Source organism: Actinomyces vulturis (genome assembly GCF_001687305.1).
GTDB classification, from domain to species: domain Bacteria; phylum Actinomycetota; class Actinomycetes; order Actinomycetales; family Actinomycetaceae; genus Actinomyces; species Actinomyces vulturis.
Genome location: NZ_LZRK01000004.1, coordinates 1 through 22113 on the forward strand (window position 1 = coordinate 1; position 22113 = coordinate 22113).

The window sequence follows — 22113 nt, forward strand, 5'->3', positions numbered from 1 at the left end:
ACGTCTAGCACGGTTATTGAAATTGCAACGAAAAATGGCTTACATCGTGTGATGTAAGCCATTAAATCGTCGGGCTGGCGGGATTTGAACCCACGACCCCTTGACCCCCAGTCAAGTGCGCTACCAAACTGCGCCACAGCCCGTTGTTCTCAAGTAACTTTCGCTCTTGCGAACGGGTGAAAGCCTAACGCATATCGGTGCCCGAATGAAAATCAAAAACGCGTGACGGTGCACACATGTAGTTTTCAGCCGATAATAAGCGCGTTAGGCCCTCTCCCCTACTTTTTACGAGAACGTTTTTCGCGCACGCGCACACCAATCTGAATAGGCGTACCCACGAAACCAAACTCTTCACGTAGACGGCGCTCAATAAATCGGCGATAACCAGGATCGAGGAACCCGGTAGTAAACACGACGATACGTGGAGGAGCCACCTGGGCCTGTGTAGCGAACAAAATACGAGGCTGCTTGCCACCGCGTACCGGGTGCGGTGTAGCAGACTGCAACTCGCCAAGGAAGGCGTTGAGGCGCCCCGTAGGAATACGGGTGCTCCAGCCTTCAAGGGCTGCGTCAATGGCACGAGCCAGGCGGTTAGTGTGCCAACCGGTCTTGGCAGCCAGGTTGATGTGAGGAGCCCACGAGACGTGGCCAAGGTCGTGCTCGATTTCCCAGAGCAACTGCTTTTGGCGGTCCTCATCTACTAAATCCCACTTGTTGTTGACCAGGACAAGTGCACGGCCTGCATCAACAACCTGCTGGATGACGCGAACGTCCTGTTCACTGATGGTCTCAGATGCATCAAGGAGCACCACAGCGACTTCCGCTTTTTCGATGGCTCCCTGAGTCCGTAAAACAGCATAGAAGTCAGCACCACGGGCCTGGCGAACACGGCGACGGATACCCGCGGTATCGACGAACATCCACTGGCGGCCATCCATTTCAACGACTTCGTCAACAGGATCACGAGTCGTACCGGCCAGTTCGTTGACCACAACGCGTTGTGACCCAGCGATGGAATTGAGCAGAGATGACTTACCCACGTTTGGGCGGCCAACCAGAGCTACACGGTGAAGTACACCATCCGGCGGAGGGGGAGCTACAGCGGATACCTCAGGGAGTACTTCCATGCAAGCGTCAAGTACATCTCCACTACCACGGCCATGGAGAGCAGAGACAGGCCACGGTTGCCCAAGACCGAGGTTCCATAATGCTGCTGCATCACCTTCAAGAGCAGGACTATCAACCTTGTTGGCGGCCAAGACAATCGGCTTGCCACTCTTACGAAGCATACGGACAACGCGCGCATCAGTATCGGTAATACCGACGGTGGCATCGACAACCAGGAGCACGGCGTCTGCCATTTCTACGGCGACTTCCGCCTGGGTGGCTACCGCAGCGTCGATACCTTCAACATCAACTTCCCATCCCCCGGTATCGACAATGGTGAAACGGCGTCCTGCCCATTCTGCGGGGTAGGACACACGGTCACGCGTCACGCCTGGAACGTCCTGGACCACCGCTTCGCGTCGACCAAGAACACGGTTAACGAGAGTGGATTTACCGACATTGGGGCGGCCCACCACGGCGAGGACCGGAAGACCCGCTTCAAGTGTCGGTGCTTCAAGCACGTCATCGCCCATGGCGAGAATCGCACGGTCATCGTCACTGAGATCGTAATCATCAAGTCCAGCCAACAGCGCTTGAGCACGGAGGTCATCTTCACTGATCTGCTGGGCCTGCTCGTCAATGGCTTCTTCCACCAAATCGAGTACGTGTTCAACGCTCTCATCAAGTGTCATGTCCGAGGTATCCACAAGGGTGACACCTTCAGGAGCAGTAAGGAACTGGGAGACCGTAGCATCATCGCGATCACGGCGGAGTACCTGATCGCGCAGTGCTTCAGCGTCCACAAGTTTTCCTGAAGCCTCAAGGTCACCGGCACGGCGGAGCAATCGTGCCTCTTCACTAGCAGTCACTAAGAGACGAACGTCAGCGTCAGGGGCAACAACAGTCGTAATGTCGCGGCCCTCAGCGACAATGCCGGAGCCCTCAGAGAAGCCGCCCTCGGATTCATCGCTGATGATGGCGCGCTGGCGTGCCTTCATGTTGGCGCGTACATCAAGGTTGGTAGCGACCTTAGAAACAATGGTGGAAATGTGAGGATCGCGAATCTCTTCATCAATTGCGCGTCCATTAACAACGACGGAGGGATCTTCTGGATCAAGCCCCATCTCTAGTGGCATGTTTTCAACACACTCAATTACTGCGTCAGCATCGTCAAAGTCGATGCCTTGGTGTTCGCACCACCATGTGGCAGCGCGGTACATGGCGCCGGTGTCGAGGTATGCCAAGGCGAGTTCACTGGCAACTCGCTTAGCGACGGTGGATTTGCCTGAGCCACTGGGCCCGTCGATGGCAATGACGAGGGACATGAAGCCGTCCTTTGTGATGGTGGAAATAAAACGTCTGTTCTTAGCCTGCCATGACTTTCAGGCAGGGGCCACTATGCCATGCGTGCCACGCGCCACCCTTGCTCACTCAAGGAGGCTTCAAGCGGGCTCGCCTGAGCAGGTGAAACGGACACGATGGCCACGCCAACTTTCTGGCCGGCTGAGTGCTCCATAGCGAAGTCTTCAATGTTGACTCCGACCTTAGCAATGTCAGCAAAGAGTCTGCCCAGTTGACCTACGGTATCAGGAACCAAGACATGGACTTTAGCGTATCGCCGTGGGGCACCGCCGTGTTTACCTGGAATTCGGGAATGTCCTTCATTACCGGCGTTAATGAGTCGAGCTACTCCCCCGATGGCCTGCGTATGTGCGTGTTTGGAATCCGTGGAATGTTCCAATGCCTCGATGAGTTCATCCATATCGCTGCGCACCTGGTTAAGCATGGCAACGATGGGTTCGTGGTTGGCGGTAAGAATGGAACTCCACATGCGTTCGTCAGAGGCGGCAATACGTGTGGTATCCCTCAATCCTTGTCCAGCCAATGAGAGTGCAGTGGCTGGTGTGTCGATTAACCTGGAGGCAAGTAGCGAACTCATGATTTGTGGCAAGTGAGAGATTGCAGCCACGGCCTGGTCGTGTTTGTCAGCTTCCATAGTAATGGGGGCCGCTGCTACATCGACGGCCAGTGTACGAATCTGCAAAACACGTTGGCTATCTGCTTGGCCGGGAACAATCACCCAAGGGCGTCCCGCGAAGAGGTCTGCGTGAGCTGCCAGGGGGCCTGATGTTTCACGTCCAGCCATGGGATGTGAACCGACGTAGCGGTTAAGACTTTCCCCTGCCAGGGTTTGTACTCTGCGTGCGATGGATTCTTTCACACTGGCCACGTCGGTAACGGTGGCGTTGGGGTACTGGTTTAACGCCTGGGCGATAACTGATGCGCACACGTCAGGTGGGGTAGCTACCACGACGATGCTTACGGCGTCGTTACTGGGGAGACTATCTACGCTGTGTCCTGCCCCCATATCGATAGCAAGTGCCTGGCAGGTGGGCGAGGCGTCAGCCAAGTACACGTCAACTCCCCCGGCGCACAAGGCCAGTGCCACGCTGGTACCGAGCAGACCGGTGCCAATAATGACAACAGGCCCAGTAGTAGCCAACAGCGGAGTCTCGACCTCACGTAACTGGGGCAGTTGTTCATCGACAGTTTCTGCGCGAATGCTCATAGTCCTACTGCTTGGCTGAGGTCGGTAATTTCTTGGCTGGTTAATTGACGCATGTGACCCTGGTGAAGGGGGCCAAGGGTCAACGGTCCTAGAGCTGTTCGTGACAGGCGAGTGACTGGGTGCCCGACGGCTTCACACATACGGCGCACAATACGGTTACGGCCAGAATGCAAGGTGATGTGAATAATGGATCCTTGTGGCGTGGCCTGGCGAATGCTGACTTTGTCAGCGGCAATGGGACCATCGTCCAGATCGATACCGCGCATGAGTTGTCGTGCAGTGCCGCGTTCCATCTGTCCTTTGACGATAGCCACGTAGGTTTTGCTGATTTCGTAGCGCGGATGCATGAGACGATGGGAGAGTTCACCGTCATTGCTCAAAAGGAGGAGGCCCTCGGTGGCTGTGTCGAGGCGTCCAACGTGGACTAATCGGACCTCTGACCCTAATCCGTTTTCTTCACAATAGTCGCGTGCCATATCCGCCACGGTGGGGCGACCTTGGGGATCATCCATGGTGCATACCACGCCTGCGGGTTTGTTGAGCATCAGAGTAATGATGGAAGGGTCCGCAATGATGCGCTGGCCGTCAACAGTAATGCGTTGGTTGGTAGGGTCCACACGCACACCTAGATCGCGTACCACTATCCCATCGACGCTTACGCGGCCGTCGGTAATGTAGCGTTCGCACATGCGCCGTGAGGCCACGCCAGCATGAGCAAGTATCTTGTTTAGACGCTGGCCATTGGGGACATACACCTGGTCTGCATGTTCACGCTGCCGGTCACGTTCTTCGGCTTGGCGGGCTTCACGGTCGAAGGCAGCGAGGTCTGCGTCGGGCGCATTATCGGGGAAGAATTCGAGGTCATCGTCGTCGTAAAACTCTTCGTCACCAAAGTCGAGCGATGACTGAGGTTTGTGGTCCATGAATGGGTGCCCTTCGTGGTGGCGTTACAGCATGCGGTTTGAGGCCTGTGCATCAATATCGTCGAGAACATGAGTATCTGGCAAATACGGAGCCAGTGGTGGTAGTTCATCAAGGCTACTGAGGCCCAGACGTTCAAGAAATTCTGTGGTAGTCCGATAAAGTACCGCGCCCGATGGTTCATGGCCATCTTCTTCAATGAGACCACGGGCATGGAGCGTACGTACCACACCATCGACACTTACGCCGCGGATTGCACTAATACGACCACGGGTGATCGGCTGGCGGTAGGCAATGACGGCCAGGGTCTCGAGGGCAGCTTGAGTTAAGCGTGCGGTGGCTCCCCCGGTGATAAAGCGTTCCACCACACTGCGCAGAGCAGGATTGGAATAGATACGCCAGCCGCCACCGACGTGTTTCAGAACAAAGCCGCGTGGTGGTGTTCCTGCATCACCGCGGTATTGGGCGGCGAGAGTCTTGAGCATGGTGGCGACGTCGCCCGGTTCCCTATTCACAGCGTCGGCGAGTTCTTCTGTGGTCACGGGCTGGTCGGTGACCATAAGGACTGCCTCGAGTTGGGCCGCGAGAAGTGCGTCATCGGTATGCCACGAGCCAATCTGACCGTCAGTGTTGTGCCAGAGGTCCAGGGGCATCTGTGCGGATTCAGTGGGTGTTGCCTCACTCATGGTGTCCCTCCTCGGCAGGTGCGGTGATGGCAATGTCACGTTCCGATTCATCATCCCACCCGCCAAGGTCATCGCTGGGAAGATCGCTGTGAGGACGCTCCGTGTTCCACTCGACGCGGAACGAATCACCACTCTGGGTGGGGGCAATATTGACTAGGCCCTCACGGAAGAGGATGAGCACAGCGAGGAAACGGGAGATGACAACGGGGAGTCGATCAGTATCTCCGATGAGATAGGCGAAAGTCACGGTGCCACCCATTTTGATGCGCTCACGCATCAACCCAATCTGCGTTTCCACAGGAACCGTAGGCTCATGCATGTGCATCGTGGTCACAAGTTCGCCATCTGGGCGGGTGAAAGCTGCGGCTGCACGCTTAACTAAATCCTCTGGCCCGAGGGTGAAAACCAACGTGGGAAGAAGTTGAGCCAGATCAGGGTCTTCGGGAGGGATTCGTGGCCAGGACGCACTGCCTGCTTCCATGGCTTTGGCTACATATCGTGAGGCTTCTTTGAAGGCACGGTATTGCAGGAGACGGGCGAAAAGCAGGTCTCGTGCTTCGAGCAGTTCAAAGTCCAAGTCCTCATCGTCTTCACCGTCATGAGGCAAAAGGCGGTGGGCTTTCAATGCGAGAAGAGTCGAGGCGACCACCACAAACTCACTGGCAGCACTCAGATTCCAATCTGAACGCATATAGGCCACGAATTCATCAGTCACACTTGCTAAGGCAAGTTCAGTGACATCTAAGCGTTTGCGGGCAATGAGATGAAGGAGAAGGTCGAAAGGACCTTCGAATTGTTCGAGACTGACCGAAAAACCGGGAATGCGACTAGGGGCTGCTGATGGGTCCTCAACAGGGAGTGTTAATTGCCCCGATGACACCGGCAAAAAGGGTGTATCAGAATGTGCCCGTGCCACTGCTCATCACGCGACATTGCCGCGGGCAATCAATTCACGCGCCAACTGACGGTAGGCCTGTGCACCAGAGTGCGTGGGGGCATAGGAAGTGATGGGTTCGGCGGCAACGGATGCATCAGGGAACTTAATCGTGCGGCGAATCTGGGTACGGTACAGCGTGTCACCGAAAGCCTGCTCGAGACGTTCAAGAACTTCACGTGAGTGAAGAGTCTGAGTGTTGACCATAGTGGCCAGAACTCCGTCGATCTGCAGGCGTGGGTTGAGACGATCACGGACACGCTCAACGGTTTCTACGAGCAGGGCCACACCGCGAAGTGCGAAGAATTCAGTTTCCAGAGGAATAATCACGCCATGTGAGGCGGTCAATGCATTGACAGTCAGCAAACCAAGTGAAGGCTGGCAGTCGACAAGGATGATGTCATAATCGTCGAGAACGGGACGCAATACGCGAGTGAGTGCCTGTTCACGAGCAACTTCATTGACCAGTTGGACCTCAGCCGCGGAAAGGTCAATGTTGGCAGGAACAATATCTAGACCGGGTGTTGAGGTGTGCTCGATAACCGGAAGAATGTCCGGACGTGCAGCAACGAGCAGGTCATAAATGGTGGTGTCACGTTCGTTGGCATTGATGCCAAGGCCAGCGCTGGCAGCACCCTGGGGATCGAAGTCAATAATAAGGACCTTGCGACCGTATTCAGCCAGTGCAGCACCAAGGTTAATAGTAGTGGTGGTTTTGCCTACGCCACCCTTCTGATTACACATGGAAATGACCTTCGCCGGACCATGAGAGGTCAGCGGTTCAGGAATAGGAAAGTTCTCCCCTCCATCAAGAGCGGGAGTGTCCAAGTCGATCAATCCGGGCTGTGCTGTGTCCTTCACAGGCCAAGCCTATCGGAACACAAGCCCCAGTGAGTACGCATCATTGTGTTATGAGCCGAATACTCGTGCGAAAGTCTGGATTTTTGTTAGCCACGGGCTCGGGGGTGGCTCATAGCGTAGACCTCGCGGAGTTGGTCCACGGTGACGAGGGTGTAAATCTGGGTGGTGGTCACTGAGGCGTGACCAAGCATTTCCTGGACCACACGCACATCTGCACCACCATGAAGGACGTGGGTAGCGAAGGAGTGGCGCAGGACGTGGGGAGAAATGTGCGTGGTGAGTTCTGCTGCCTCAGCGGCGTGCTGAATAATGCCCCAAGCACTTTGGCGACTCAATGGATTGCCGCGCAAATTAACGAACACTGAGGCATTGCCTTGACCTTTTTCCGCAAGGTGGGGACGTGATTGGACAAGATATCGATCCATGGCGTCCCAGGCGTACTGGCCCATGGGCACAATACGTTCTTTGCGTCCCTTACCGAACAAACGGACGCATCCTGATTCTCGGTCAAGGTCATCGATGGTCAGGCCCACGGCCTCAGAAATACGAGCGCCCGTGGCATAAAGCATTTCGAGCAGAGCACGGTCACGCAGTGCCGCAGCATCATTTCCGTTGACTGCCTGCAGTAGACGAGAGACCTCATCAACACTCAGCGCTTTGGGAAGACGCTTACCCACCGCTGGTGGCGCGATATCACCGGCCACGTTATCGATGACTGTTCCCTCCGCGGCCATGAACTTGTGCCAGCCGCGGATGGTCACTGTGGCACGTGCAGCACTTGATGGTGCAAGTGCTGGAGTATCCTTAGTGCCTTGACGCAGGCGTTGAACCATTGTGGAAACGTGATTGGCAGTAATCGCTTCTGGGTCCGTGATTCCTTGAGAGGTGAGGAACTCAAGGTAGCGATCTAAGTCGTGTCTGTAGGCGGCTAGCGTATTGGGGCTGAGGCCGCGTTCTACCCGCAGATGTGCCAGGTATTCGTCGTGTGCTCGGGTCAGGGCCGTACGTGCAGGGCGTGGGGTGCTCATTGGGTACGGGTACTCCCCCACAGTCGGTGAAAAACTCAGGCGAACTTAATCATTAGGCCAAGACCCACAATGGCCACGGCCCACACCAGTGCCACACCAATAGTGATGCGGTTGAGGTTGCGTTCAGCGACACCGGAGGAACCCACGGCGTTGGATAGGCCACCGCCGAACATGTCAGACAGCCCGCCACCGTTGCCCTTGTGAAGGAGCACGGTCATGATGAGGAAGAAACTAGAAAGAACGAGGAGTACTTTCAATGCAATGGTCAGGGCTGCCACGGTGTCATTCCTTAGACGGCTGGGGTCTCAAACTGTTCACATCCTAGCGTATGACGCATTCTATTCGTCATTATCGTGGGTTTACCAGGTTCGAATGACGACGGTGCCCCGCCTTCATACAGAAGGCGGGGCACCAAATTGCTATCAGGCTGATTGAAAATCAGGCGTAGAAGCGGCACATTTCGGCGAAGGAATCAGCCTTCAGACTGGCGCCACCGATGAGTGCACCATCGATGTCTTCCTGAGCCATGAGTTCCTTGATGTTGCCAGGCTTGGCGGAGCCACCGTAGAGCACACGAGTTGCCTCTGCGGTTTCTGCACCAAAGTCTTCAGCGAGAGCCTTGCGGATTGCACCGCAGACTTCCTGAGCGTCATCAGCGGTGGCGGTTTCGCCGGTGCCGATGGCCCAGATGGGTTCGTAGGCGATGACAATCTTGGCGACATCAGCGGCGTCCCAGCCCTTGAGGGCTGCGCGAATCTGGCCGAGGACGAACTCGACGTGAGTGCCGGCCTTACGGATCTCAAGGGCTTCGCCGCAGCAAAGGATGGGGGTCATCCCTGCGTCGAGAACCTTACGGGCCTTCTCACCAACAAGTTCATCTGACTCGTTATGGTACTCGCGGCGCTCGGAATGACCCATGACAACATAGGTGCAGCCAAGCTTAGTGAGCATAGAGGTGGAAATCTCACCAGTGTATGCGCCATTGTCATGTACGGAGACGTCCTGTGCGCCGTACTTGATGCCGAGGTTGTCAGCATCAACAATGGTTTGTACGGTGCGGATATCGGTGAACGGAGGAATCACCAGAACCTCGCACTGGGAGTAATCATGGTTGTGATCAGCCAGTTCCATTGCAAGGCCCTGGACGAGATGGTTGGCCTCGAGGTGATCGAGGTTCATCTTCCAGTTACCGGCCATCAGGGGGGTGCGTGTCATGGTGTATCAGCCTTCCAATACTGCGATGCCGGGGAGAACCTTGCCTTCGAGAAGTTCGAGGGAGGCGCCGCCACCGGTAGAAATGTGGGAGAAGGTGGACTCGTCGAAGCCCAGAGTGCGGACGGCTGCGGCACTATCGCCACCGCCGATAACGCTGAAAGCATCGCCCTCACTCATGGCACGAGCAACTGCCTTGGTGCCTTCAGCGAATGCGGGAAATTCAAATACGCCCATAGGGCCGTTCCAAACGACGGTCTTGGCCGAATCAATAGCGTGGGCGAAGAGTTCGCGGCTCTTGGGGCCGATGTCCAGGCCCATCTGATCGGCGGGGATTGCGTCAGCATCCACAACGGTTGCCGGGGCATCCTTGTTGAATTCGGGTGCGACTACAACATCAACGGGGAGAATGAGTTCTACGCCATTCTTTTCAGCGGTGGCGATGTATTCCTTCACCGTGGGGATCTGGTCCTCTTCGAGGAGGGAGTTGCCTACGCCGTAACCCTTGGCTGCCAGGAAGGTGTAAGCCATACCGCCACCGATGAGCAGACGGTCTGCTTTACCCAGCAGGTTGGCGATCACGCCGAGTTTGTCAGAAACTTTGGATCCGCCAAGGACCACGGCGTAGGGACGTTCAGGATCATTAACTGCCTTGCTCAGCGAGAGGATTTCCTTCTCAACGAGCAGACCTGCTGCACTGGGCAGAAGTTTGGCAATGTCGTAAACGGAAGCCTGCTTACGGTGAACCACACCGAAGCCATCGGAAACGAAAACGTCTGCGAGTTCTGCCATGGACTTGGCGAGTTCTTCGCGCTCTTCGTCAACCTTGGAAGTTTCGCGGGGATCGAAGCGCACGTTGTTCAGAAGAAGGATTTCGCCTTCTTTCAGGGCTTGTGCTTCAGCCTTGGTAGTCTCATCGATCAGATGGGACTTGGTGAAAGTGACGGGGACACCGGCTAATTCACCGAGACGGGTAGCGACAGGCCCGAGGCAGTATTCGGGGTTAACCTGGCCCTTAGGACGGCCAAGGTGTGCCATGACGATGACCTTTGCTCCTGCATCAGTCAGACGCTTGAGGGTAGGCAGTGCAGCCTTGATACGGCCGTCGTCAGTGATGTTCTTTTCGGAATCGAGCGGAACGTTGAAGTCGGAACGAACCAGGACGCGCTTTCCGCGCAGGTCGCCGAGGGAGTCAATGGTCTTCATGGAACCTCTTTGTGTGTGAAGAGAATTTGTTTGTCAGGTGATCTTGTGGCTGCGCCCGCGCACGCCGTGGCGTGCGCGGGCGCAAACGTCATTGTGAGCTCATCGCTCATGATGGAAGAGGCTTAGTGCCTCATCACATCACGATCAGAGGCGCTCGCCAACGTAAGAGGTGAGCTCAACGAGGCGGTTGGAGTAGCCCCACTCGTTGTCGTACCAGGAGACAACCTTGACCTGGTCGCCGATGGCCTTGGTCAGGCCGGAGTCGACGATGGAGGAGTGAGGATCGCCGACGATATCGGTGGAGACCAGGGGTGCCTCAGAGTATTCGAGAACGCCCTTGAGTTCACCTTCAGCAGCAGCCTTGAGAGCAGCGTTAACTTCTTCAACGGTGCAGGGCTTGGAAGGCTTGAAGGTCAGGTCGGTCACGGAACCGGTGGGGGTGGGAACGCGCATGGCGTAACCATCGAGCTTGCCCTTGAGCTGGGGAAGAACGAGGGCCACTGCACGAGCAGCACCGGTGGAGGTGGGAACAATGTTCAGAGCTGCAGCACGGGCGCGACGCAGATCCTTGTGGGGAGCGTCGTGGAGGCGCTGGTCGCCGGTGTATGCGTGCACAGTCACCATGAGGCCGGACTCGATACCGAAGTTCTCGTCGAGAACCTTGGCGAAAGGAGCAAGGCAGTTGGTGGTGCAGGAAGCGTTAGAGATGATGTTGTGCTTCTCGGGATCGTACTGGTCCAGGTTCACACCAATAACGAAGGTGGCATCTTCGTTCTTTGCGGGAGCGGAGATGATGACCTTCTTGGCGCCAGCCTCAATGTGGGCCTTTGCCTTCTCAGCATCGGTGAAGAAGCCGGTGGACTCAACAACCACGTCAACGCCCAGGTCGCCCCAAGGCAGGTTGGCAGGTTCGCGCTCAGCGAGAGCAACAATGCGGTGGCCGTCTACGGTGATGGACTCGTCATCGTAGGTAACCTCAGCGTCAAGACGACCCATGATGGAGTCGAACTTCAGCAGGTGAGCCAGAGTCTGGTTGTCGGTCAGGTCGTTGACTGCAACGATCTCGATGTCAGCGCCCTGCTCGAGAGCAGCGCGGAAGAAGTTACGGCCGATGCGGCCGAAGCCGTTAATACCAACGCGGGTGGTCACTTTGTGTCCTCCTAGTGCGCCGGTCAGGGCGCACGAGATTCGTATTCTTGTGCACTGGTTTAGTGCCCCGGATGATTCGAAGGGCGAAACGCACATCGCTCATCCAGCGCTCTGAGCATATCGTGACCTAAGCCAAAGAGCGTAGTTTCTACCCACGCCAAGGGCGAACAACTTGATGTGGCGCATGCCATGTTGGCGGAATTTCAGCGCAAGAAAAGGACTTTGGTCCCGATCACATATCGAGCATTTCGGGTGTCAACACGGACTCAGTGTCCGCAATACCCAATTCATGAGCACGCTTATCAGCCATGGCAAGGAGGCGACGGATACGTCCTGCCACAGCATCCTTAGTCAACTGGGGTGTGGATAACTGTCCCAATTCTTCGAGGCTGGCCTGCTTGTGCTCAACACGCAGACGTCCTGCTTGAACAAGGTGCTCAGGAATGTCATCACCCAGAATCTCGAATGCGCGCTCAACACGTGCACCAGAAGCAACAGCCGCGCGAGCACTGCGGCGCAAATTCGCGTCATCAAAGTTAGCCAGGCGGTTCGCAGTTCCGCGAGACTCACGACGAGAACGACGCTCACCCCACACCTGCAAAGCATGAGTAGCACCCATACGAGACAACAGCACACCAATTGCTTCACCATCACGAATCACTACGCGATCAGCACCGCGCACTTCACGTGCTTTGGCAACAACATCAAAACGACGCGCTGCACCCACGAGCGCTAAGGCAGCCTCGGATCCGGGACAAGTCACTTCCATCGCCGATGATCGACCCGGCTCCGTCAGAGAACCACGAGCAAGGAAGGCACCACGCCAGGCAGCAGCAGCCACACGGCGTCCTCCCTGGACAACGGAGACGGGCATACCACGAACTGGGCGGCCACGTCCGTCAACCAAACCACTAAGGCGAGCCAGATCCTTGCCACGATCGATGACGCGCAGTACGTAGCGGTTACCACGATGGAGGGAACCTCCCTGGACCACAACGATTTCAGGATCCACGTTGTATAACTCGCGTAAGTCGCGACGCAGGCGGCGCACAGAAGCACCATGATCCAACTCTGCCTCGACCACGATACGACCGGAAACAATATGAAGTCCCCCGGCAAAGCGCAGCATTGACGCCACCTCCGCACGACGCTCGGTGATGTTTTCAACCACGACGCGTGCCAGTTCGTCTTTCACAGAGACGGTCAATGACATTCGGGAGCCTCCACAATGAACAGTGGTCTACGAGGGAGAAACTGGGAGTTGGGTGTGCACAACATGCACGAGACACAGTTGTACCCCACTGGACATAACCAAGGCTACCTATGACGAGGTCTCATTGGAGTCAGAAACATCTCCTAAAACATGATCGAAGGCATCACGGAAGGCTGCAGCTAAGCGCAGTGCATCGTGTTCAGCAGAGCCATTACCAGTACGAACTTGGCGTAAAAATACCTGCGCACCCATGAGAGCAGCGACGCGTTCCAACTGGTCAACGTCATCGACAGTTGACGGGTCAGCGATGACAATGTCCACATTCAGATTTGGCGCATACCGAGCCATAGCCAAGAGATGGTCAGCAGGATTCATACCGTCTGTCTCTCCGCGTTGAGCAGAGAGATTAAGAACCACGGCAATTTTCGCTTTGGTGGAGACCAAACTCTCACGCAACGATGGAAGCAATAGATGCGGCAGCACAGACGTGAACCAACTACCTGGCCCTAGAACCACCCAGTCTGCTTCATCGATAGCAGCCAGGGCTGCGGGATGTGCCTGAGCATCCTCAGGAACAACACGGACATCTTCAAGGCGACCGAGTGCGGTTGCCACACTGACCTGTCCCACTGCATGGCGACGGAAAGGACCATCAACCACATCGGCTTCAATAACAAGAGGTTGCACGCTCATGGGGATAACGCGGCCTCGGATTCCCAGAAGGCGGCCTACCCAATCCAGGCCGGAGAGCTCGTCACCAAGTAATTGCCATAAGGAAAGAATGAGAAGGTTACCTAAAGCGTGGTTGTCGAGTTCTCCTTTACCGGTGAATCGATGTTGGAGAACGTCACGCCATGTCAGTCCCCATTCACTTTCATCGCACAAGGAAGCTAAGGCCATGCGGAGGTCGCCTGGTGGCAAGCAATCGAACTCATCACGAAGGCGACCTGAAGAACCGCCGTCATCAGCGACGGTAACAACAGCAGTGAGACGGTGAGTAACGTGACGAAGGGCCCTGAGCGTAGCGCTCAGCCCGTGTCCCCCACCGAGTGCGACTACAGCAGGGCCTTCTTCACCGCGTCGGGCAAATCCCATGGCATCGACGGTAGTAGGCATTTACTCACGTCCCAGGTCTCGGTGATAGGTGCGTACAGCGAAGCCTGCTTCACGAAGGCGGGCACTAATACGCTCAGCGCTGGCAACCGAACGATGCTTACCACCAGTACACCCCACAGCAATGGTCACATTGGGTTTGAGCTCGTCTACATAGCGGGGCAACACAGGGATGAGGAGATCCGTATAACCGTCAACGAATTGCACTGCTCCATCCTGAGCGAAAACATACGAACTCACAGGTTCATCACGGCCCGTAAGGTGACGTAGTTCCGTGACCCAGTAAGGATTGGGAATAAAACGCACGTCAAGCACGTCATCTGCATCGAGAGGAATGCCATATTTGAATCCGAAACTCATTACGTTGATCTTCAAAGCGAGTTCGGACTCTTTCGCAACTAGGTCACGTACCTTACGAGCCAGGTCGTGGACCGAGTACGCGGAAGTATCGATGACCATATCTGCTCGTTGACGCAAAGCATCAAGCAGTTCGCGTTCCTTAGCGATGCCTTCGGTGATGGAACCATCGCTCTGGAGCGGATGGGGACGGCGTGAACTTTCAAAACGCCGAATAAGGGCAGCGTCGCTGGCATCAAGGAAAAGGATGCGGTAGTCGACCCCTGTATCTCGCAGGCAGTTGATGTAGTCAATGAATTGGCCAAAGAAATCACGGCTACGCACGTCGACCACTACAGCCAGACGATGCACACCAGTACCATCGGTGGTCATCATGCCCGCTAACGCAGGCAACATCTGCGGAGGCAAGTTGTCCACCACGTACCAATCAAGATCCTCGAGCACCATGGCAGCACGGGAACGTCCAGCACCGCTCATACCCGTAATAATCATCATTTCTGGGCGTTCCGCAGGTGCGGGGGGCGGGGTTACTTCATCAAGGATCGGAATGCCGTGGGGCACCGTCTCATCACTCGACGCCGCGACGTCAGTTCCGTTCAAAGGGTTCTGATTGTGGTCAGTCACCGTGTGCTCCCCTGGTTGCCCTGCATGATGTTTCCATCATATCGGTACGCCAGTGTTACTGGGCTTGAGGCACCAGATGATCGAGAATTTTCTGGGCGAGAGCCGGACCGATTCCCGGAACCTCACAAAGTTCATCGACGGTGCATTTGCGGATATTCGCCACAGATCCCTTGGCCTTGAGCAGTGCGGTCTGTTTGGCTGGTCCTAACCCAGGAACATCATCAAGGATCGAGCGCGTCATGGCTTTGGAACGCTTTGAACGGTGATGAGTAATCGCAAAGCGGTGGGACTCATCGCGCAGGTGCTGAAGTAAATAAAGGGCGGGGCTAGTGCGCGGCAGAATGAGCGGGTACTCGTCCCCAGGAATCCATACTTCTTCTAATCGCTTGGCTAGGCCAATCAATGGGGTATCAATGCCCAAGTCATCGAGTGCCTTGCGGGCTGCATTGACCTGCGGCAGGCCACCATCGACCACGACGAGGCTGGGTGCGTAGGAGAAGCGCTTCGGGCGGCCCGTAGTGGGGTCAATCGGTCCCGATACAATCGGAACACCGTCATCATCCACGTCTGGTCCTTGACCAGTTTCTTCAGCGATAAGGCGGTTGAAACGACGTGTAAGCACTTCATTCATAGCCGCCGTATCATCCGACGCGCCATCGCCGTGTTCTCCACGAATAGTGAAGCGCCGATAATCAGACTTGCGGGGCGCTCCGTCATCAAAGACCACCATCGAGGCCACCTGATGGGTTCCCTGAGTATGGGAAACGTCGTAACACTCAATACGCAAAGGAGCTTGAGGGAGGTCAAGTGCTTCAGCAAGTTCTTCAAGTGCTAAAGAGCGTTGGGTGAGATCACCAGCACGACGAGTCTTATGGAGACGCAGTGCTTCCTCAGCATTGTCCTTGACAGTTTGAGCCAACGCCGCTTTATCTCCACGCTGAGGAACGCGGATACTCACTTTTGCTCCACGTGCTTGGCTTAACCATTCAGTAAGAACTTCCACGCCGGTGGGCAGCACGGGAACAAGGATTTCTCGGGGAATAGCAGTGGTGGGCGTGTGTGCCACATCGTCCACGCTGGTTGGTGCTGATTGGCCGTCGGGAACAGTCTGAGTACGCGGAGCCGGAGCAGAGGGGGCGCGTTCCCCCACACCCACACTCGACGTGGGGCCGGAACGCAGCGGCGTAGAGGACTGTGTGGGCATATCGTCAGGTGACTGTGTGGGCATATCGTCAGGTGACTGTGTGGGCATATCGTCAGGTGAGGAAATGGCCAAACTTGAAGCCACGGCGTCGCCATAAATCTGTTCAAGAAGGCGAGCCACCAAATCAGCGTCACTGGCCTGATCGATCACGTCAGTGACCCAGCCACGTTGACCGCGCACGCGTCCACCACGGACGTGGAAGACCTGAACGCCTGCTTCGATTTCATCGCGTACTAGGGCAAATACATCAGCGTCCGTCGCGTCAGGCAGCACAATGGCATTACGTTCGATGATTTTTTCCAAAGCAGCCACGTCGTCACGCAAGCGTGCTGCATGCTCGTAGTCCATTTCAGCGGCAGCCTCTTTCATCTGTGCTTTGAGGCTACGCACATAAGGGCCGGTCTTCCCTGCCATGAAGTCGCAGAAGTCCTCAGCTAAGGCGCGGTGGTCTTCGACCGAGATGCGACCTACGCAAGGCGCTGAGCATTTGTCGATATATCCAAGAAGGCACGGGCGATCTTGCGCATGAGCACGGCGGAATACACCGGTTGAGCACGTACGCACGGGAAAAACGCGGATAAGCTGGTCCACAGTGTCACGGATAGACCAGGCTTGAACGTACGGCCCAAAATAGCGGGACTTTTTGTTGCGAGCACCACGGACAATGCTCACGCGGGGGTAAGTGTCCCCCATAGAAACAGACACGTACGGATAAGACTTGTCATCCTTGTACATGACATTGAATCGCGGGTTAAATTCCTTAATCCAGGAATACTCCAGCGCGAGGGACTCCACCTCATTGGCCACCACAGTCCACTCCACCGCACAAGCAGTGGTGACCATTTTCTGGGTGCGCGGGTGAAGGGCAGCCACGTCCTGGAAGTAGTTCGACAGACGCGCACGCAGGTTCTTGGCTTTGCCTACGTAAATGACGCGTCCAGATTCATCGAGAAAACGATAGACGCCAGGTTTAGTAGGAATTTCTCCCGGTGCTGGGCGGTAGGTTGATGGATCAGCCATGGGCTACTCCCCTCCCCTTCCGCATCAGTTCTGTGGGCGCATACGCAGTGTGGGCAGACCCAAACTTACCGGAGCAGTATCAGGTTCGGGCGTGGAACAAGCCTGCTGCTGTTCACGTTCCCACGCGTCACCGGCGCGAGTACGGCGAACCTCGAACAGTGTGGGGCCATCATCAAGCCAAAGGCGCTCACCGGGACGCTGGCCTTCAGCATGCGGATCCATACCGGCAGCACGCAAAACTTCCTCATCGATTCCACACAGTGCCGAATCAGCAATGAGGTTATGGGGGGCGCCGTGGGTAACACGGACAGTCACCATGTCACCGGGACGCGGGGCACCACCGGCGTAATCCTCTGCATCCAGGCCTGCAGGAAGAGCGACGTGAACCAAACGGTTGTCGCGGGCACGGCCGGAGATTCGGCGAGTAGCGCCATCCTTACGGCCTTCGCCGTTAGCAACGAGAACCTCAACAGTTTTGCCTTCCTGGGCCTCATTCTCTTCGCGAGTAATGCGGCGAACAAGTTCATCAAGGCGCTTGTATCGTTCCTTGACCACCTCAACGGGAACCTGGTCCGTGCGGTCTGCTGCGGGAGTGCCGGGGCGAGGCGAGTATTCGAAGGTAAAAGCAGAGGAGAAGCGGCAGCGTTCCACCATGTCCAAAGTAGCCTGGAAATCTTCTTCGGTTTCTCCAGGGAAGCCCACGATAATATCCGTGGTAATCGCGGCATCAGGGATGAGTTCACGCACCTTATCCAAAATGCCCACAAACTTAGCGCTGCGATATGAACGGCGCATAGCTCGAAGCACGCGGTCAGAACCGGACTGTAACGGCATATGCAAACTTGGCATCACCGTAGGAGTCTCAGCCATTGCCTCAATCACGTCATCGGTGAATGCGGCAGGGTGCGGGCTGGTAAAGCGTACGCGCTCAATGCCCTCAATCGAGCCGACTTGGCGGAGTAACTGGGCGAACGCACCGCGTTCGCCAAAGCCCACACCGTAGGAGTTCACGTTTTGGCCCAGCAAAGTTACTTCGATAGCACCCTGACTGGCCACTGCTTCTACCTCAGCGAGAATCTCACCGGGGCGACGATCACGTTCCTTACCGCGTAAAGACGGCACGATACAGAAGGTGCAGGTGTTGTTGCATCCTACAGCGATGGACACCCATGCGGCGTAGGTCGAATCACGGCGAGTAGGAAGCGTAGAGGGGAAGACCTTCAAGGATTCTTCCAACTCGACTGCTGCTTCATTATTGTGCCGAGCGCGCTCAAGAAGTGCAGGAAGAACGTCCACGTTATGGGTTCCAAATACCACGTCTACCCACGGCGCTTTATCGACAATCTTGGAACCCATTTGCTGTGCCAGACAACCAGCCACAGCGATCTGCATCCCAGGACGTTCACGTTTGACCGCAGCAAGTTGGCCAAGGTTGCCAAAGAGACGATTAGCGGCGTTTTCACGCACGGAACACGTATTCACGATAACGACGTCTGCTCCCCCGTCACCGGCTTCGGTCGCGCGTGCTGCTGCTTCAGGAACATCGGACACATTGCGGTAACCGGCTGCTTCCAGCAGGCCAGCCATGTGCTCAGAATCGTGTACGTTCATCTGACAGCCCAGGGTACGTACATGATAGGTACGCGGCAGATGAATACTGGACTGGGCGTCGTCGTGACGAGTGGGGTCAGTGAGTGGCAACTCAATGTTTGCGGCCATGGTGGTGTTCTGGGAAGCAAAGAAATCAGTCATCGTGTCATAAGCCTAGGGCTAACTCGTACAACAACCCCACATACAACGGCCAAAAGGCCATAGACTGTGACCGGCTTAACCCACCAATGGAGGTGCACATGGTAACTAACGCCCACTCACAGATGACCGGCGCAGGCCACTGGCTGCCGAACCCCACCGCATCATTCGCATCACGGCATTACGGACTCGACGATGAGGCCCTCAACGCCATGGTGAACGCACTGGGTGTCAAGGACATTGATGACCTACTCAGCAAGGTTCTCCCCTCTGAACTCATTACCGCGCCTGACGACGTTAACTATCCTGAGCCATTAAGTGAAGCTGCTGCGCTTGCTCGATATACCGAGTTAGCGGCAAAGAATGATCCACATGTCGAAATGATTGGCCAGGGCTATTACCCCAGCCACACGCCGTCTGTGATTGCGCGTGATGTACTGACTAATCCTGCATGGCTCACTGCCTACACCCCATATCAGTCGGAAATAAGTCAGGGTCGTCTTGAAGCACAGATGGTTTTTCAAACCGCCATGTCTTCACTGACAGGTCTTGAGGTTGCGACTGCTTCCTTGCTTGATGAGGCAACCGCGGTTGCTGAAGCCATGTTGCTTATTCGCCGTGCAACCCGTGGTGAGGGCGTAGTGCTTCTTCACCCAGGCCTGCATCCACAGTGCCTCGATGTGGCACTCGCACGCGCCAAGGCGGTAGATCTGGACATAATCATCTCCGAAAAGATTCCTGCTCCCCAGGCCGGTCCTGCGCTTCTTGGTGCCGTGGTTCCTCACATTCTTTCAACTGGACAGATCAACACTCAATTGCCCGCCATGATTGAGGCTATTCACGCTCATAAGGGCGCGCTGGCTGCTGTGGGTGTGGATCCACTGGCTCTGACGCTGCTGGAGTCTCCCGGCGCTCTGGGGGCAGACATTGCTGTAGGCACCTCCCAGCGTCTCGGTGTACCGCTGTTCTTCGGCGGCCCGCACGCCGCATTCATCACCACCACCAAAGCATTGGCTCGTAAGATTCCCGGCCGCTTGGTGGGCGTAGCACCTGACCGCAATGGCAATGCTGCACTACGCCTGAGTTTGCAGACACGTGAACAGCACATCCGCCGCGAGAAAGCCACATCAAATATCTGTACCGCTCAGGCTCTTTTAGCTGTGGTTGCTGCAATGTATTGCGTGTACCACGGTCCTGATGGCCTGAAATCTATCGCCCGTCATGCCCATACCTGCGCGGTCACGTTGCGCGACCACATCAACGCTCACCGCGATATGACTGAGGGCATTACCGGAGCAGGCAAAGAACCGATTTTCGATACCCTTACCGTGCAGTGCGCTGATGCTCACGCATTGGCCCAAGCCTGTGCTGATGAAGGAATCAATATTCGTGTTGTAGATGAGGATCTGGCCTCTATCTCTTGCAATGAGACCACCACTGCCGCTCATCTCGATGCACTGTGCCGTGCTATGGGGCTTCCTGAAGTGAGCGAAAAGCCTGCGCCCCCGTGCCCCGTTACCGAAGATGTTCATGATTGTTTGACACGCGAGTATCTCTCATCTACTGATTTAGGTGTAGACGACGTACTGGTGCGCCATAGCGATTATCTTACCCATCACGTTTTCTGTGATCATCACAGTGAAACCGGCTTGATGCGCTACCTGCGTACACTTGCTGACCGTGACCTAGCCCTTGATCGCACGATGATTCCTCTGGGTTCATGCACGCTCAAGTTGAATGCTGCCTCACAAGGCGCCACCCTGCTCAATCCCGCGATGGCAGGTATTCATCCCTACGCTCCTTCCTCACAGACTGCAGGTTGGCGTGAGTTACTTGGTGATATCAGCCAGCGTCTGGCTACCATCACTGGCTACGATCAGGTGAGTCTCCAGCCGAACTCTGGTGCACAAGGCGAATTAGCCGGTTTGTTAGCTATTCGCGGTTACGTGGATTCCATTGGCGAAAGCCATCGGCGCCTTTGCCTGGTTCCAGCCTCAGCTCACGGGACTAATGCTGCGTCGGCAGCAAGTGCTGGGTTGACGGTGGTCACGGTAGCGACTGCTGAGGACGGCTCTATTGACGTTGATGACCTGGCTCGGTTACTTCAGGAACGTGGTAATGACGTTGCCGCCATCATGCTCACTTACCCTTCCACCCACGGTGTTTTCGAACCCCAGGTGGTTGAGGTTTGCCGTATGGTTCATGAAGCCGGAGCACAGGTTTACATTGATGGGGCCAACCTTAATGCCCTGTGTGGTTTAGTTCGCCCAGGTGATTTGGGTGGAGACGTATCCCATCTTAACTTGCATAAGACTTTCGCCATCCCACATGGTGGTGGTGGACCAGGAGTTGGCCCGATTGCCGCTAAGTCGCATCTGGCCCCCTTTATGCCGGGACTTCCCACAGGGAGCGCCCCCGCTCTTCCTGAAGATAGTGATGCCAAATTCGCTGGTGCTCCTGTTTCCGGTGCACGATTTGGTTCTGCAGGTGTGATTCCTCTGTCGTGGATGTACGTAGTAATGATGAGTTGGCGAGACCTTGGGCGTGCAACTATGGGCGCCATTGTTTCTGCTAATACCATTTCACGGGCATTGGCAGATTCTTTCCCTACGCTGTACACCGGTCATAGTGGATACGTTGCTCACGAATGCATCGTAGATCTCCGTCAGATCACCCATGACACGGGCGTAACCGCTGAGGACGTAGCAAAACGCCTCATTGACTACGGTTTCCACGCCCCCACGCTAGCGTTCCCCGTGGCAGGGACACTCATGATTGAGCCTACAGAAAGTGAGCCAGTCACCGAGATTAATCGCTTTATTCAAGCGATGAATTTAATACGCGAAGAAATCGCAGAGATTGAACGTGGTGACGTATCAGTTGAGAGTTCCGTCCTTCGACTTTCACCGCATACTGCTCGTGAAGTTACGGCCGACGATTGGAACCGTGTCTACTCGCGTTCTCAGGCCGCATTCCCATGGGGAGATACACCATGGCGGGATAAGTATTTTCCGCCAGTGACTCGTATCGATAACGCCGCAGGTGACCGTGCCATGGATTTCTTACTTCCTGAACGCATGGGCAGCGCGTTGTCCTGATTTGTTAATCCGATGACGGAGGATGAGGCATTCACGCAAAGACGCGTGTCTTCATGAACATC

17 protein-coding genes and 1 tRNA gene are annotated in these 22113 nt (G+C 55.9%); 1 reads left to right on the forward strand and 17 read right to left on the reverse strand.

The window, feature by feature from the left end:
• Positions 1–69: 69 nt before the first annotated feature.
• The 17 genes from A9753_RS06850 to miaB form a co-directional block, all read right to left on the reverse strand.
• Positions 70–143: transfer RNA gene (locus tag A9753_RS06850), tRNA-Pro, on the reverse strand.
• A 135-nt stretch (positions 144–278) separates the two neighbouring features.
• Positions 279–2432 carry a bifunctional cytidylate kinase/GTPase Der gene (gene der, locus A9753_RS06855; RefSeq protein WP_067782403.1) on the reverse strand — a complete coding sequence of 718 codons (2154 nt, stop codon included), beginning with the start codon at positions 2430–2432 and terminating at the stop codon, positions 279–281.
• Between the two features lie 71 nt (positions 2433–2503).
• On the reverse strand, positions 2504–3676 hold the full coding sequence (locus A9753_RS06860) for a prephenate dehydrogenase (protein ID WP_083090394.1): 1173 nt from the start codon (positions 3674–3676) through the stop codon (positions 2504–2506).
• A complete protein-coding gene (locus tag A9753_RS06865; protein ID WP_067782406.1) occupies positions 3673–4599 on the reverse strand; it encodes a pseudouridine synthase in 927 nt (308 codons plus the stop codon). The genes A9753_RS06860 and A9753_RS06865 overlap by 4 nt, the downstream gene beginning before the upstream one ends.
• A gap of 24 nt (positions 4600–4623) precedes the next feature.
• Entirely contained in the window at positions 4624–5283 is a 660-nt protein-coding gene (gene scpB / locus A9753_RS06870) for an SMC-Scp complex subunit ScpB (protein WP_281180968.1), read from the reverse strand.
• Entirely contained in the window at positions 5276–6199 is a 924-nt protein-coding gene (locus A9753_RS06875; protein ID WP_067782409.1) for a segregation and condensation protein A, read from the reverse strand. Before A9753_RS06875 ends, scpB begins: the two co-directional genes overlap by 8 nt.
• 6 nt (positions 6200–6205) lie before the next feature.
• Positions 6206–7078, reverse strand: a complete 873-nt coding sequence (locus A9753_RS06880; protein WP_067782412.1) for a ParA family protein — start codon at positions 7076–7078, stop codon at positions 6206–6208.
• Positions 7079–7164: 86 nt separating this feature from the next.
• Positions 7165–8106 (reverse strand): site-specific tyrosine recombinase XerD, encoded by a 942-nt coding sequence (gene xerD, locus A9753_RS06885; protein ID WP_067782415.1) that lies wholly within the window; start codon positions 8104–8106, stop codon positions 7165–7167.
• Positions 8107–8141: 35 nt separating this feature from the next.
• Entirely contained in the window at positions 8142–8384 is a 243-nt protein-coding gene (gene secG, locus A9753_RS06890; protein ID WP_083090395.1) for a preprotein translocase subunit SecG, read from the reverse strand.
• Positions 8385–8544: 160 nt separating this feature from the next.
• Positions 8545–9321 carry a triose-phosphate isomerase gene (gene tpiA, locus A9753_RS06895; RefSeq protein ID WP_067782418.1) on the reverse strand — a complete coding sequence of 259 codons (777 nt, stop codon included), beginning with the start codon at positions 9319–9321 and terminating at the stop codon, positions 8545–8547.
• Positions 9322–9327: 6 nt separating this feature from the next.
• Positions 9328–10524 (reverse strand): phosphoglycerate kinase, encoded by a 1197-nt coding sequence (locus A9753_RS06900; RefSeq protein WP_067782421.1) that lies wholly within the window; start codon positions 10522–10524, stop codon positions 9328–9330.
• Between the two features lie 144 nt (positions 10525–10668).
• Positions 10669–11673, reverse strand: coding sequence for a type I glyceraldehyde-3-phosphate dehydrogenase (gene gap, locus A9753_RS06905; RefSeq protein WP_067782424.1), 1005 nt, complete (start codon positions 11671–11673; stop codon positions 10669–10671).
• 232 nt (positions 11674–11905) lie between these two features.
• The gene (whiA, locus tag A9753_RS06910; RefSeq protein WP_067782427.1) at positions 11906–12886 is read right to left on the reverse strand and encodes a DNA-binding protein WhiA; all 981 of its coding nucleotides are present in this window, start codon (positions 12884–12886) and stop codon (positions 11906–11908) included.
• A 108-nt stretch (positions 12887–12994) separates the two neighbouring features.
• Entirely contained in the window at positions 12995–14002 is a 1008-nt protein-coding gene (locus A9753_RS06915) for a gluconeogenesis factor YvcK family protein (RefSeq protein WP_067782430.1), read from the reverse strand.
• A complete protein-coding gene (rapZ, locus tag A9753_RS06920; protein WP_245637400.1) occupies positions 14003–14980 on the reverse strand; it encodes an RNase adapter RapZ in 978 nt (325 codons plus the stop codon).
• A 55-nt stretch (positions 14981–15035) separates the two neighbouring features.
• A complete protein-coding gene (gene uvrC / locus A9753_RS06925; protein WP_067782433.1) occupies positions 15036–17204 on the reverse strand; it encodes an excinuclease ABC subunit UvrC in 2169 nt (722 codons plus the stop codon).
• 24 nt (positions 17205–17228) lie between these two features.
• Positions 17229–18815: a tRNA (N6-isopentenyl adenosine(37)-C2)-methylthiotransferase MiaB gene (gene miaB / locus A9753_RS06930; RefSeq protein WP_245637423.1), complete on the reverse strand. Its 1587-nt coding sequence runs from the start codon at positions 18813–18815 to the stop codon at positions 17229–17231.
• Between the two features lie 239 nt (positions 18816–19054).
• Between miaB and gcvP the strand changes: the two genes are divergently transcribed.
• A complete protein-coding gene (gene gcvP, locus A9753_RS06935) occupies positions 19055–22051 on the forward strand; it encodes an aminomethyl-transferring glycine dehydrogenase (protein WP_245637401.1) in 2997 nt (998 codons plus the stop codon).
• Positions 22052–22113: the final 62 nt, after the last annotated feature.

Coding starts and splice junctions, on each gene's coding strand:
- scpB (WP_281180968.1), bottom strand. CDS start 5,283: ATGAGTGAGGCAACACCCACTGAATCCGCACAGATGCCCCTGGACCTC.
- A9753_RS06915 (WP_067782430.1), bottom strand. CDS start 14,002: ATGCCTACTACCGTCGATGCCATGGGATTTGCCCGACGCGGTGAAGAA.
- miaB (WP_245637423.1), bottom strand. CDS start 18,815: ATGAACGTACACGATTCTGAGCACATGGCTGGCCTGCTGGAAGCAGCC.
- A9753_RS06865 (WP_067782406.1), bottom strand. CDS start 4,599: ATGGACCACAAACCTCAGTCATCGCTCGACTTTGGTGACGAAGAGTTT.
- A9753_RS06900 (WP_067782421.1), bottom strand. CDS start 10,524: ATGAAGACCATTGACTCCCTCGGCGACCTGCGCGGAAAGCGCGTCCTG.
- A9753_RS06860 (WP_083090394.1), bottom strand. CDS start 3,676: ATGAGCATTCGCGCAGAAACTGTCGATGAACAACTGCCCCAGTTACGT.
- xerD (WP_067782415.1), bottom strand. CDS start 8,106: ATGAGCACCCCACGCCCTGCACGTACGGCCCTGACCCGAGCACACGAC.
- gcvP (WP_245637401.1), top strand. CDS start 19,055: ATGGTAACTAACGCCCACTCACAGATGACCGGCGCAGGCCACTGGCTG.
- whiA (WP_067782427.1), bottom strand. CDS start 12,886: ATGTCATTGACCGTCTCTGTGAAAGACGAACTGGCACGCGTCGTGGTT.
- uvrC (WP_067782433.1), bottom strand. CDS start 17,204: ATGGCTGATCCATCAACCTACCGCCCAGCACCGGGAGAAATTCCTACT.
- tpiA (WP_067782418.1), bottom strand. CDS start 9,321: ATGACACGCACCCCCCTGATGGCCGGTAACTGGAAGATGAACCTCGAT.
- der (WP_067782403.1), bottom strand. CDS start 2,432: ATGTCCCTCGTCATTGCCATCGACGGGCCCAGTGGCTCAGGCAAATCC.